The 12,417-nt window shown below is 72.8% G+C and carries 11 protein-coding genes; 4 read left to right on the plus strand and 7 right to left on the minus strand.

Translation table 11 applies throughout. The features are described 5' to 3' along the window. Positions 1 to 240 precede the first annotated feature (240 nt). The gene (locus OHB04_RS30460; protein WP_326808719.1) at positions 241 to 1,260 is read left to right on the plus strand and encodes a GbsR/MarR family transcriptional regulator; all 1,020 of its coding nucleotides are present in this window, start codon (positions 241 to 243) and stop codon (positions 1,258 to 1,260) included. 444 nt (positions 1,261 to 1,704) lie between these two features. On the opposite strand, the gene OHB04_RS30465 is transcribed toward OHB04_RS30460, so the two are convergent. Continuing rightward, complete coding sequence (locus tag OHB04_RS30465) at positions 1,705 to 2,436, minus strand: DUF7873 family protein (protein ID WP_326690841.1); 732 nt, start codon at positions 2,434 to 2,436, stop codon at positions 1,705 to 1,707. Between the two features lie 172 nt (positions 2,437 to 2,608). Between OHB04_RS30465 and OHB04_RS30470 the strand changes: the two genes are divergently transcribed. Then, a complete protein-coding gene (locus tag OHB04_RS30470) occupies positions 2,609 to 4,831 on the plus strand; it encodes a family 2 encapsulin nanocompartment cargo protein terpene cyclase (RefSeq protein ID WP_326808720.1) in 2,223 nt (740 codons plus the stop codon). Between the two features lie 106 nt (positions 4,832 to 4,937). Here OHB04_RS30470 and OHB04_RS30475 read toward each other — a convergent pair whose 3' ends face one another. The 4 genes from OHB04_RS30475 to yczR form a co-directional block, all read right to left on the minus strand. Beyond that, entirely contained in the window at positions 4,938 to 5,174 is a 237-nt protein-coding gene (locus tag OHB04_RS30475) for a hypothetical protein (RefSeq protein WP_326692992.1), read from the minus strand. Positions 5,175 to 5,356: 182 nt separating this feature from the next. Further along, on the minus strand, positions 5,357 to 7,078 hold the full coding sequence (locus OHB04_RS30480; RefSeq protein WP_326808721.1) for an FAD-dependent oxidoreductase: 1,722 nt from the start codon (positions 7,076 to 7,078) through the stop codon (positions 5,357 to 5,359). Positions 7,079 to 7,365: 287 nt separating this feature from the next. Next, positions 7,366 to 8,256, minus strand: a complete 891-nt coding sequence (locus OHB04_RS30485) for a TIGR01777 family oxidoreductase (RefSeq protein WP_326690844.1) — start codon at positions 8,254 to 8,256, stop codon at positions 7,366 to 7,368. A gap of 9 nt (positions 8,257 to 8,265) precedes the next feature. Continuing rightward, on the minus strand, positions 8,266 to 9,696 hold the full coding sequence (gene yczR / locus OHB04_RS30490; protein WP_326808722.1) for an aminotransferase-like domain-containing protein: 1,431 nt from the start codon (positions 9,694 to 9,696) through the stop codon (positions 8,266 to 8,268). Between the two features lie 64 nt (positions 9,697 to 9,760). Between yczR and OHB04_RS30495 the strand changes: the two genes are divergently transcribed. After that, a complete protein-coding gene (locus OHB04_RS30495) occupies positions 9,761 to 10,123 on the plus strand; it encodes a cupin domain-containing protein (protein WP_326690846.1) in 363 nt (120 codons plus the stop codon). Between the two features lie 15 nt (positions 10,124 to 10,138). Here OHB04_RS30495 and OHB04_RS30500 read toward each other — a convergent pair whose 3' ends face one another. Further along, positions 10,139 to 11,122 carry an SMP-30/gluconolactonase/LRE family protein gene (locus OHB04_RS30500; protein WP_326690847.1) on the minus strand — a complete coding sequence of 328 codons (984 nt, stop codon included), beginning with the start codon at positions 11,120 to 11,122 and terminating at the stop codon, positions 10,139 to 10,141. Positions 11,123 to 11,327: 205 nt separating this feature from the next. Between OHB04_RS30500 and OHB04_RS30505 the strand changes: the two genes are divergently transcribed. Continuing rightward, entirely contained in the window at positions 11,328 to 11,771 is a 444-nt protein-coding gene (locus tag OHB04_RS30505) for a MarR family winged helix-turn-helix transcriptional regulator (RefSeq protein WP_326690848.1), read from the plus strand. 37 nt (positions 11,772 to 11,808) lie between these two features. Here the strand turns inward: OHB04_RS30505 and OHB04_RS30510 are convergent, their stop codons facing one another. Then, complete coding sequence (locus tag OHB04_RS30510; protein ID WP_326692993.1) at positions 11,809 to 12,333, minus strand: DUF4240 domain-containing protein; 525 nt, start codon at positions 12,331 to 12,333, stop codon at positions 11,809 to 11,811. Positions 12,334 to 12,417: the final 84 nt, after the last annotated feature.

Here is a 12,417-nt window from a genome sequence, read left to right on the forward strand (position 1 = left end):
CGCGTCGGTGGTGCACGTCGGCGGCACACGGCGGTGCGCCCAAGTCGCGCGCGGCTGTCGCACGCGGCTGTCGTGCACGGCGAAGCTACGTTGCGTTTTGCCGTCTCTCAACGCTTCCCGGACGTTCAGCGGCCACAATTCGCGTAATTGTGGCCCTGTGTTGCAATGGCCTGAGCGCGAACGCACACCCGGCGCCTTCGGGCCGACGGACAGGAACGGACAGGAAGCGGGTGGCCGCCGATGCCAGGGGGACGGCTGACGTACGAGGACCGGCGGGGCATAGCGGCCGGGCTGGCCGAAGGGCTCGGGTACGCCGCGATCGCGCGCAGGCTCAACAGGCCCACCTCGACCGTCAGCCGGGAAGTGGCCCGCAACGGCGGCACCGGCGGCTACCGTCCCGACCACGCCCACCACGCCACGGCGCACCGCGCCCGCAGGCGCCGGGAGACGGGGTGGGGCGCGGAATCCGCGCCCTCCGGCACGCAGCGGGACGCGGCGGAGGACACGGCCGGCACGACGGACGGGTACGGGCGCGACCCCGGCGCGGTGCGCGCCTTCGGGGAGCGGTTCGCCGCGCTGCTGACCCGTACCGGCGTCCCGCGCATGCCGGCGCGCGTGCTCACCTGCCTGGTCACCACGGACTCCGGCGCCCTCACCGCCGCCGAACTGGTCGAGCGGCTACGGGTCAGTGCCGCCTCGGTCTCGAAGGCCGTCGGGTACCTGGAGGGGCTGGAGGTGATCCGCCGCGAACGCGTCAGCGGCGGCACCGGCGCCACCGGGCCCAACCGGCGGCGGCGTGACCGCTACGTCGTCGACGACGGGGTCTGGCTCCGGGCATGGGCCACGAGCGCCCGGAAGACCACGCTGTGGGCGGAAGCGGCGCGGGAGGGGACCGCGGCCCTCGGCCCCGGCACCCCCGCCGGGGCCCGGCTGGGCGACATGAGCGTGCTCTTCGCACGGCTCGGCGGCGACATGGCCGGCGGCCCCGGCGACGCGGCCGTGTCCGATGTGCGCACCGTCGCCGCCGCGCTGGTCCACACCGCCCCGCCCCTCACGGCGGATCAGCTCGCCACGGCTTTGGGCTGGCACCGCCCACGCGTCATCGCCGCGCTGCACGACGCCGAACGCCGGCCCGATCTCACCGATCCGGTCGCCGTGGGCCGCGCGGCCGACGGCGGCTGGTCCGCCGCCGCCCGGAACGAACGCCTCACCCCCGCGCAGCGCGAGGCCCTCGGCCGCTTCGGCGGGGTACGGCTGTGAGGCCGCCGAAGGCCCCCGCCCTGGCGGCCCGGTGCAGCGCCTCCAACGGGAGCACAAGAGGGACCCCGGGGCTTTGCCCGGCCCCGGGGTCCTGGTTGCCGCTCGTTCGCACACCCTGACGGTTCATGGGCGGATCGTTAGGCGATGTCCTTGCGTGGAGCCACTCCACCACGGCCGCACGTGGAACGGCCGGCCGGGTTCGAACCGGCGTCTCAAGGTCGTCACCGCCCCGGTTGCCGGGCGATGAGCGGCGGGTGCTGAGCTTGGAGCGAGAGTCTGAGCTTGACCGGGCCCCTGCGTCGGGCAGGGTGACCGGGGGTTCACGACATCAGCTTCAGCTTCAGCTTTGCGCTCCTGGCGCACCCCGGGCCCGACGCTGGGGCCCGGCCCGGGGAGTCTGTGTCACGGACAAGGGTCCGTCACGGGTCAGGAGAGTACGGCGGATCAGGCGAAGAGGTAGCCGAAGACGGCATCCCCGACCCGCTTGTCGGTGACCTCGGCGGCGTTGGCCTCCTCACGGGCGAACTTCACAGCGGCGGCCAGCTTGTCCAGCCGCTCCAGCAGCTCGTTCACGCGCCGGGCGGGCAGGGCGCCCGAGAACTTCACCGTCGTCCAGTATCCGACGGGTATGTCCTCGTAGTACACCTCGACCTGCGCCGGGTGCTTCTCCGTGGCCTCCGCCTTGACGTGGTTGCGCGGCACCTTCTTCGTGCGGACGGTGCGCACCTGCTCGGTCTTCCACCAGTCCGTGGACGGGTCGAGCGACCACGCCTCGGCGCCGTCCAGTATCGGCAGGCGGCGCAGGAAGGAGCCCAGCTCGCCCAACTGCTTCTCCAGGAAGAGCAGGTAGGAGACCGGCACCTCGGCCAGCACGGTGTGCCCGTCGACGACGACGTCCGCGCGGGCACTGAGGTTCGCCCAGTCCTTCGTCGCCGTCACATCGAACAGCCGCGACAAGACCTTCGCGGTTTCCTTCAGCACATCCTCGGCCTTGACCTGCACCCGCGTGGACTCCGGAGGAAGCTGCTCGCCCTCCTCGTCCTTCGGCTGGTACGTACGCGAGATACCGGCCAGCATCTGGGCCTTCCCCAGCCCGTGCTGCGCCTGCGCCAGGTCCTGGGCAACCTTGGACTTGACGCCCTTCTCGACCGCGATGATCTGATTCAGCTTAGCCACGTTCGCGAACGTACCAGCGCAACAGGCCCATGCGCCAAACCTTTTGGCGCCCGGTCCGTTCGAACGTGCACCGCTGCACCGTCACCCCTTCGGGTGCAAAAGGGTGGCCTCCCGACACACCGGGGTAGACCGAGGCCGCAATCCGACGCGCCCGAGTGGGGGGAACCGCACGTTGTCGCAACCCTTCGAACTGCCCGACTTCTACGTCCCGTACCCCGCCCGACTCAACCCCCACCTCGAAGAGGCCCGCGCCCACACCCGCGAGTGGGCCCGCGAGATGGGCATGCTGGAGGGCTCGGGGATCTGGGAGACCCAGGATCTGGAGGACCACGACTACGCGCTGCTGTGCTCCTACACGCACCCCGACGCCACCGGCCCCGACCTCAGCCTCGTCACCGACTGGTACGTGTGGGTCTTCTTCTTCGACGACCACTTCCTGGAGGAGTTCAAGCGCACCCAGGACCGCGAGGGCGGCAAGGCGTATCTGGACCGGCTGCCGCGCTTCATGCCGCTGGACGACACGACGCCGGTGCCCGAGCCGGCCAACCCCGTCGAGGCGGGCCTGGCCGACCTGTGGGCCAGGACGGTGCCGTCGATGTCGGCCGGCTGGCGCGCCCGCTTCGCCGAGAGCACCGAGAACCTCCTCAACGAGTCGCTGTGGGAGCTGTCCAACATCAACATCGGCCGGGTGCCCAATCCGGTCGAGTACATCGAGATGCGCCGCAAGGTCGGCGGCGCTCCCTGGTCCGCGGGCCTGGTGGAGTTCGCCGCGCACGCCGAGGTCCCCGGCCAGGTGGCCGGCTCGCGCCCCCTGTGCGTGCTGCGCGACTCCTTCTCGGACGCGGTGCACCTGCGCAACGACCTGTTCTCCTACCAGCGTGAGATCCAGGACGAGGGCGAGCTGTCCAACGGCGTGCTCGTACTGGAGACGTTCCTGGACTGCACCACCCAGGAGGCGGCCGACGCCGTCAACGACCTGCTCACCTCCCGGCTCCAGCAGTTCGAGCACACGGCGCTCACCGAAGTGCCCCCGCTGTGCGTGGAGAAGGGCCTGGACCCGGCCGCGTGCGCCGACATCACCGCGTACGTCAAGGGACTCCAGGACTGGCAGTCCGGCGGCCACGAGTGGCACATGCGCTCCAGCCGCTACATGAACGGCGCGGCGGAGCGACGGGAGGCGGACGCCGTCCCCTCACCGCTGCCGCTCCAGCCCGCCGGGCTCGGGACCTCGGCGGCCGGGCTCGCCGGCACCATGGCCCGCGCCAACGCCCGGCGCGTACGCGCCTTCACACACGTACCGCACGAGTACACCGGCCCCTCCCGACTGCCCGACTTCGACATGCCGTTCACCGCGAAGCTCAGCCCGCACCTGGACGGCGCCCGGGAGCGGGTCGTGGAGTGGTCGCGCGCGATGGGCCTGCTCGACCCGCAGCCCGACGTCCCCGGCGGCCGGGTGTGGGACGAGGGGCTGGTCCGCGACCACGACCTGCCGCTGTGCGCGGCCGGCATCCACCCCGACGCCACCTCCGAACAGCTCGACCTCAGCTCGGCCTGGCTGGCCTGGGGCACCTGGGGCGACGACTACTATCCGGTCCGCTTCGGCCGTACCCGCGACCTGGCCGGGGCCAAGCTGTGCACCGACCGGCTCCCGGCGTTCATGCCCGTCGAGGGCGAGCCGGCGCCGCCCGCGACGAGTCCGCTGGAGCGCTCCCTGGCCGACCTGTGGGCGCGCACGGCGGGCCCGATGGGCGTGGACAAGCGCCGCAAGTTCCGCAGGACCATCGAGGTCATGACCGACAGCTGGCTGTGGGAGCTGAACAACCAGGCGCAAAACCGCATCCCCGACCCCGTCGACTACATCGAGATGCGCAGGATGACCTTCGGGTCCGACCTCACCATGAGCCTGTGCCGCCTCGCCCACCCGGACACGATCCCGCAGGACATCTACCGCAGCGGACCCATGAAGTCCCTGGAGAACGCGGCGGCCGACTACTGCTGTCTGCTCAACGACGTCTTCTCGTACCAGAAGGAGATCGAGTACGAGGGGGAGGTCCACAACGGGCTGCTCGTCGTACGGAACTTCTTCGACTGCGACTACCCGACGGCGCTGCGCATCGTGGACGACCTGATGAAATCGCGCATGCGGCAGTTCCAGCACGTCGCGGCGCACGAATTCCCCGTGCTCTACGACGACTTCGGGCTGGACGACGAGGCGCGCGCCACCCTCGACGGCTATGTGCGCGAGCTGGAGAACTGGATGTCGGGCATCCTCGTGTGGCACCGCGACTGCCGCCGCTACACCGAGGCCGACCTGCGGCGCCACGCCTCGCCCGGCTGGCCGTTCGACGGCCCGGCGGGTCTGGGCACCTCGGCTGCCCGGTTGGTGGCGCTCTAGCGGACGGGCTCACATGGCGCGGAGGAAGACCTCGCCCCGGGTGCGTCCTTGAACGCACCCGGGGCGAGGGCCTCGGTGTTGGTCTCGGCCGGTGTTCGCCCGGCCGCTACGGGAGCAGGGCCCGCACCAGGCGGCAGGTGGTGAGCGACGGGGGATGGACCCCGATGCACTCGGCTGTGTACCGGATCGTGTGGTTGTGCGCCCGAGCCGCGGTGTAGACACCGGTGTCGAGCAGCGCTATGGCGATACGCATCGCCTTCAGCTGGCGGTTGTGGGTCTCGTACCACTCCCTGGGGCGCCCGGCCGGCAGCGGTTTCTTCGGCAGGACGGGCAGCGTGGACATCTTCGGCAACGGCTGTTGATGTGCGGTGGGGCGGGGGTGCGAACGAGAGGTGCGGGTACGGACAGCAGTCATCGACGGCCTCCTCCAGAACGTCGGTGCGCTTCCTGGTAACTACCCCTATTCTACCCCGCTCCACTGACAAAACCCGCTGGTCATTGGGGAGTTCGGGATCTTTGTTCGATTCAGGCGGCAGCCTCCTCAGAGATGTCTCCCGGCACCACGGGGCGTCCGAAATCCCGCAGGATCTCCTCCGTCGCACGCTCCGCGGAACGCAGCGCGCCGCGCGGTGTGCTGGTGTCCCTGTGGTCACCGCAGACATACAGCCCGGCCAGCACCCGCACCGGCCGCCGCGGATCGTGCGGTGCCGGCATCGCGGGGACCGCGTCCTGGTCGTAGAAGGAGGCGAGCAGTTCCCAGCGGTCCGTGCAGGTGCCGTAGACCCCGGACAGCTGGTACCGCGCCGCCTTGTCCAGCGCCGCGAGGGGCTCGCCCGTCTGTTCGCCCAGCACCACGGAGGTGACGAGCGTACGGCCGGGCTCGGCCCGCGAGGGGTCGACGGCGGAGGCGACCCACGTATGGCTGACCGGGTGCGCGTCGGCCGCGAGGCCGCCGGCCGGAGCGCCCCGTCCCTCGCGGAGGGAGCCGGCACCGCCCTCCGCGCGTGCGGCGCGTTGAGTGCGCTGGGTACGTTCCACGCGCTCCGCCCGCTCCGCGCAGACGGTGAACGACGCCCCGTGCGGGTCGTGCTGACCGAGCGGGAACGGCTCCTCCACCGCGTGGTGCAAGACCGTCACCGGGTGGAACTCCGGCACCCGCAGCCCCGGCAGCAGCTCGGCCGCCGAGCGGGCGCCCGTCGCCACCAGCACCGCCTCGCAGGCGAGGGAGCCATGCCCGTCCGTCCCGACCGAGTGGGTGCTCACGGAGGTGACGCGTACGCCCGTGCGGATCGTACCGGCGGGCAGAGCGGCTGCCAGCAGCTCGGGAAGCGCTCCCTGGCCACCCGCCGGAACGCACAGCCCCCCGCGCGCGAAACCGCGCAGTGTCAGGTCCGCGACGCGGCTGGACGTCGTCAGGTCCGGGTCGGACAGCAGCGCCGTCAGCAGTGGGCGCACCAGCGAGTCGACCGTACGAACGGGCAGCCCGCGCTCCGACAGGGCCTGGATCGCGGGGAGTTCGGGCTTCCCCAGCAGGCTCTGCGGCGGCAGCGCGGCGTAGCGGTCCAGCGCGGCGCGCAGCCGCGCCAGATCGAGCGCGTCGGACATGTCGGCGCGGCTTCTCGCTCCGGTGAGGGCGCGCGCCGTCGTGAATGCGCCCCGTGTGCCCCTTGTGCGCCGGTTGAGCCGTGTGCGCGGGGACGCGCCCGTACGGGACGCCTTCTCCGCTCCGCCGGTCGCCTTGGAGGTGCCGGTCTTGAGGTGGGCGGTGTTCCTGTCGGACCTGTCGGACCTGTCGGACCTGTCGGTCCTGGCGGGCCTGTCGGGCCGGCTGGGACGTCCCGTCCGGCCGGGCCGGGGGTCCCGGTCCGCGCCTTGCGAGGCGATGCGCACGGTGCGGCCCTCGGAGTACAGCAGGGCGCCCGGTGCGAACGGGCGCAGTGCCAGCGGGTCCAGCGCTGGCAGCCGTGCGAAAGCGTCGACGTCCTGGTCCAGGCCGAGGAGGCCCGGCCCCCGGTCGAGGCGGTAGCCCTCCACTCTCTCGGTGCGCAGCCTGCCGCCTACGCGTGATGCCGCCTCCAGCACCACGACGCGCAGCCCCGCACTCGTCAGCCGGTGCGCGGCGGCAAGCCCCGCGAGCCCCGCACCAACGATCACCACATCCGCCGCTACGCCCCGGCCGACGGCATCCGCTCCCTCATCCCCCTCTTCTGTCTGCCCTGTGCCTGCGCGTGCGCTGCTGATCAGCACGGTTCCTCCCCGTCGTCGACGCGCGGTGCGGGTCCGGTTGTGCGTGCGCTGTCGTCCTGATGCCCCAAGCAGCACGCGTCATACCCGCCTTGTAGCGTCGGTGCGTGAACCGCGCCGCGGTACGTCGCGCGAGGGGGCGCCCTGGGGCACACCCGGAGCCTGCGGTCCGCCGGACGGGGAGAGGAGAGGGCCGCGGAGCCCACCCACCCACCCGCCCGTCGGGCCGCTCACCACCGCCGCGCACCGGGCGGGGTGACGGGCTGGTGGGTGGAGGAAAAAGCGCGGTCTCAGCCAAGCGCGGCGCGGATGGCGTCGTCGAGGCGGGGGAACGCGAAAGTGAACCCGGCGCCGAGAAGCGCCGCCGGCACCACCCGCTGGCTGCCCAGCACATCCGAGGCGAACTCTCCCAGCGCGACCCGCAGCACGGGCGCGGGCACCGCGAAGAGCGTGGGGCGGTGCAGCACGCGCCCCATCGCCTTGGTGGCCTCGCGGTTGGTGACCGGCTCGGGCGCGGTGAGGTTCACCGGGCCCGCGAGCGACCGCTCCTCCAGCAGAAACCTCAGCGCCGCCACATGATCGTGCAGCGCGATATGGCTCCAGTACTGGCGCCCGTTCCCGAGCCGCCCGCCGAGCCCGGCGCGGAAGAGGGGGAACAGCGGTCCCCACGCGCCCCCTCGGCGGGCCACGACCAGCCCCGTACGGCCGTACACCGTGCGGATGCCCGCCGCCTCCGCGGGCCGCGCCGAGGCCTCCCACTCCTGGCACAGCTCGGCGAGGAACCCCTCGCCGGGACCCGCCGTCTCGTCGACGGCGCGGTCACCGGTGTCGCCGTAGTAACCGACGGCCGTGCCGACGATCAGTGTGTGCGGCGGGGAGTCGAGCGAGGCGAGGGCCTCGGCAAGCGCCGTCGTGCCGAGCACCCGGCTGTCGCGCAGCTCCCGCTTGTACGCGGCGGTCCAGCGGTGGTCGCCCACCCCCGCGCCCGCCAGGTGGACGACGGCCTCGCAGCCGGCGAGCCCCGTGGTGTCCACGTACTGCCGTACGGGGCTCCACTCGACCTCGTCGGCGGCTGCGGCGGGCCGCCGCACGAGGCGCAGGACGTCGTGCCCCTCGGCACGCAGGGAGCGGGTGAGCGCGGACCCGATGAGCCCGGTGGAACCGGTGACGGCGATACGCATGGGGCGACCTTAGACCGCCATCACCGGCCGCGCGGCGGTCGGGCGCCGGGTGTCGTCGTAGGCATGCCAGGCCCGCGCCAACCGCCGTACGCCTTCGGCCAGTTCCGCTTCGTCCAGCCTGAAGTGCAGCCGCAGGAACTCCCGGCTGCCGCCGCCGGCGTCGAGCCCGGCTCCTGGGAGTACGGCCACACCGTGACGCAGCGCCGTCTGTGCGAAGGCCGCCCCGTCCCCTCGGGGCAGCCGTACCCACAGGGTCTGCCCTCCCCGCACCGGCGGCGCCTCCCAGTCGGGGAGATGGCGGGCGAGCTGGGCGCGCAGCCGGTCGTGGCCGGCCGCACGCTCCCGCGCCCGGGCGGGGTCGGTCTGCGGCAGCGCGGGCAGCAGCTCGGCGGCGACGAGCTGGGCCGGAATGTTGCCGCCGATGTCGTGCACCGCGCGCAGCCGCGCCAACCGGGCGACGGTCTGCGGCGTCGCCCGCACCCAGCCGACGCGCAGCCCGCCCCAGACGAGCTTGCTGAGCGAACCGACCGAGAGCACCGTGCCTTCGGGCGCGTGAGAGGCCAGGGGCGGGGGCACTTCCTCGCCGGGGAAGGGCAGCCTCGCGAGGACCTCGTCGTCGATCAGCGGGACGCTGTCGGCGGCGGCAGCCTCGGCGAGCGCGCGCCGGGCCGCGGGCGGGAGCGTGGCGCCGGTGGGGTTGTGGAAGGTGGGCACCGCGTAGGCGAGGGCGGGACGGTGGTCCCGGACGGCCTCCGCGAACCCCGCCAGGCCGGGTGGCAGCGCGCGGGGTACGGCCGCCTCCTCACGGAACGCCTCCAGCGCGCCGGGGTAGGTGGGCGCCTCCACCAGCACCCGGTCCCCTGGGGTCAGCAGGGCGCGGGCGAGCAGGGCGAGAGCGTGCTGCCCTCCGTTGGTGACCATGATCTGGTCCGGCCCGGTGGGCAGTCCGCGCCGGGTGTAGTCCTCGGCCACGGCCTCGCGCAGTACGGGGTGCCCGGCCGGGTGGTAGCCGATGTCCCCCGTGGTGGCGGCGAGCCGGGGCAGGATCCGGGAGTAGGCGTCGACCAGTTCGGGCGGCGGGGCCTGCGGTGCGGCGCAGGCGTGCATGAGGACGCCGTCCCTGGGCTCCATCAGGTGCAGGAACGCGGGCTGGGCGGTGGTCTCCTGCGGCGGGGTGCCGGGCGTCCCCGCGACGCGGGTGCCGCTGCCCTGGCGCCGTTCGATGCGGTCTTCCGCCCGCAGCGTCTCGTAAGCGGCGATGACGGTGCCCCGCGCCACGGCGAGCGCGGCGGCCAGCGCGCGGTCGGGCGGCAGCGGGGCGCCAGCGGGGAGTTCGCCCTCCTCGATGAGGCGTCGCAGTGCCGAGCTGAGCAGGGCGTGCAGCGGGCCGCGTCCGGAGGACCACCGCCCCAGCCGTTCGGCCAGTTCCATTGGTTCCATAGGTGGACCAATTCTGCCTCATTGGATCTGGGCGGGGCCGGCGGGCGCGGCGAGGATGACGGCCATGACGACACGACACGAGGTGCCCCGGCACCACTCCGCACCCGGCGCGGTCTCCGTGGACGCGGCGGCAGCCGCCCTGCCCGGTCCCTTCCAGCAGCACAACCTCGCCTTCGTGAACGACACGACCGCGGTGCGCCTCGCCCGGCTGGAGGGGGCCTTCCCCTGGCACCATCACGACGAGGACGAGCTGTTCCTGTGCTGGGAGGGCACCTTCCGAATCGAGCTGGAGGGGCGCGAGCCCGTGACGCTGCGGGCCGGGGAGCTGTTCGTGGTCCCGCGTGGGCTGCGGCACCGGCCCGTCGCCGACGAGCCCGCGCACACACTGCTGATCGAGCACCCCGACACCCGGCAGTACGGCTCCTGAGTGTTCCGGCCCGCCTCACAGCCCCCTGACGGCCGCCACCGTGAACGGGGTCTGAGGGGTGCCGGGCCCCATCGGGCCGCCCTTGTCGAACTGGGAGCGGACGACATACAGCGTGCCGTGCTCCCGGGCCACCGTGGTGGGCAGTTGGAGCGCGGGGTCGCTCTCGCGGCGCTCCAGGTGCGCCGCCGTGCCGTCGCGGTCGAGGCGCCAGCGGCTGAGCGCGTAGTCGGTGTTGTGGACGGCCCACAGCTTGCCGCCCGCCGCCTCCAGGCCGTCCGCGTTGCGCAGGTCGCCGCCGCGCAGCGCGACGCGTTCCGCCTCGCCGGTGGCGGGGTCGAGGCGGTAGAGGCCGCCGTGGATCATGTCGGCGGTCAGCAGATAGCGGCCCCCGGGGCCGGCCACGATGCCGTTGAGGGCGCTGGGCTTCCCGCCCGGCGGGGCCTCGGGCAGCAGGCCGGTCAGGTCGAAACGGGGCACGAGCTCACCCCGTCCGCCGTGTGCCCTCACGTGCGCCAACTGCCCGGACGTGACGCGGTAGACGACGCCGCGGGTGCTGTCCGTCAGATAGGCGGAGCCGTCGGGGGTGAGCGTGACGTCGTTGACGAAGGCGGGGTCCCGCGTGTCCTTCCCGGCGTCGCGCGGTACGTCGAAGCGGGCGAGCAGTTCGCGGGTGCGGGTGTCGTAGACGAAGACGCCCGAGGTCGAGTCGGTGACCCACAGCCGCCCGGCCCGGTCGACCTTGAGGCCGTTGGCGGTGTGCCGGCCGTCGGCGCCCGGCGGCAGGAAGGTCTCGGCGACGCGGTGGCCTGGAGTCATGCGGTAGACCGCGCCGTTCTCGTAAGAGGCGGCGTACAGCCGGTCCGAGCGGGGGTCGGCGCCGATCCCCTCGGGGTAGACGCGGTCGCCCGGCAGTTCGTACGCGGTGGATATGCGCAGGTGGGACGCCGGGGGAGCGGTGAACGCCGTCAGCGCGGTGGCCGCGGTGACGGCGGCGAGCACCGCGAGGGCGCGGGGCCGGTACGGACGGATGTGACGGGCGGGATCACGGACGGACCCGTGGGAGGGATGGCGGGAAATGGTGTGCCTCCTGTAGCCGCACCCGGGCCTCGATAAGGCCCGTACGTGTAGGACATATACTTACGTTAATTAGAACTCTAATCCTCGTCAAGAGTCTTACTTCCTCGCGGGTCGTTACGATGCGCTGATGACCTCCATGCCCGCCTCCGAGCGCCTGGGCTCGCACATCAAGGGCGCGGCCAACGCGCTCAACGCGACGAAGCACGCCGTGCTCAAGCCGGCCGGCCTGACGGTGCCTCAGTACGCGGCCCTGCTCCAGCTCGCGGAGAACCCCGGCATTCCCGCGGCGGCACTGGCCAGGGCGTGCCGGGTCACGGCGCCGACGATGAACACCATCCTGAAGAACCTGGAGCAGCGCGGCCTGGTCGTCCGCACCCCGCACGAGTGGCACCGCAACGTGCTGGAGACCCGGCTGAGCGACCTGGGTGCCGAGGTGATGAAGGAAGGCGACGCCGCGGCCGTGCGCGTGGAGCGGGGCCTGGCGGCGGAGTTCAGCGACGAGGAGCGCGAGCAGCTCATCTCCCTGCTCGCGCGCTGCGCCGGCTACCTGGAGTCCGTACGCCCGGAGTGAGCGGGAGGAGCCGGGCGGGCCGGAATCACAGGCCGGGCTACCGGTCGCCCCCGAAGCGCGCCCACAGCTCCGGCAGGCGCTCGGCCAGCGTGGCCGGGTCCTCCATGTTCAGGGCCATCCCCTCCGGGTCGGGCGGCGGGTCGGGGAGGCCGAGGTCGGGCAGTACGGTGCCGGTGAGCTGCTCGTACGCCTCGTCCGCTGCGAAGCCCAGGTCCTCCGCCTCGCCGTCCAGCTCCGGGTCGAATTCCACGAGCAGCTCGGCCAGCGCGTCGGCGTCGTGTGCCGCGCCCTCGAAGACCTCCCGTCCCTGCCCGATCAGCCAGCAGCGGAACGCGTCGAAGACGTCGTCGCTCGCGCCGTCCAGCAAGATCCACGCCGCGGCCCACAGATCCCACTGGTAGGCGCGGTTGTAGCGCGACTCGAAGTGGCGGGCGAAGAACGTCACGGCGTCCGGGTCGAGCTGGGTGAGCTGCTCGATGAGCAGGTCGGCCTGCTCCTCCGGGTCGCCCTCGGCGGCCCGGCGGGTGGAGTCGATCAGCTCCCAGAACTCCGTCTCGTCCATCACGCCCTCAGCATCGGGCCTGTGGCCCCGCCACGCACGTGGAGTGCGCCAGATGCGGCTGTGTCGTTATGTGCGGAGCGGGAG

Source organism: Streptomyces sp. NBC_01775 (assembly GCF_035917675.1).
Taxonomy (GTDB): domain Bacteria; phylum Actinomycetota; class Actinomycetes; order Streptomycetales; family Streptomycetaceae; genus Streptomyces.

Coding starts and splice junctions, on each gene's coding strand:
- OHB04_RS30460 (WP_326808719.1), top strand. CDS start 241: ATGCCAGGGGGACGGCTGACGTACGAGGACCGGCGGGGCATAGCGGCC.
- OHB04_RS30475 (WP_326692992.1), bottom strand. CDS start 5,174: ATGTCCACGCTGCCCGTCCTGCCGAAGAAACCGCTGCCGGCCGGGCGC.
- OHB04_RS30485 (WP_326690844.1), bottom strand. CDS start 8,256: ATGCGTATCGCCGTCACCGGTTCCACCGGGCTCATCGGGTCCGCGCTC.
- yczR (WP_326808722.1), bottom strand. CDS start 9,696: ATGGAACCAATGGAACTGGCCGAACGGCTGGGGCGGTGGTCCTCCGGA.
- OHB04_RS30495 (WP_326690846.1), top strand. CDS start 9,761: ATGACGACACGACACGAGGTGCCCCGGCACCACTCCGCACCCGGCGCG.
- OHB04_RS30505 (WP_326690848.1), top strand. CDS start 11,328: ATGACCTCCATGCCCGCCTCCGAGCGCCTGGGCTCGCACATCAAGGGC.
- OHB04_RS30510 (WP_326692993.1), bottom strand. CDS start 12,333: ATGGACGAGACGGAGTTCTGGGAGCTGATCGACTCCACCCGCCGGGCC.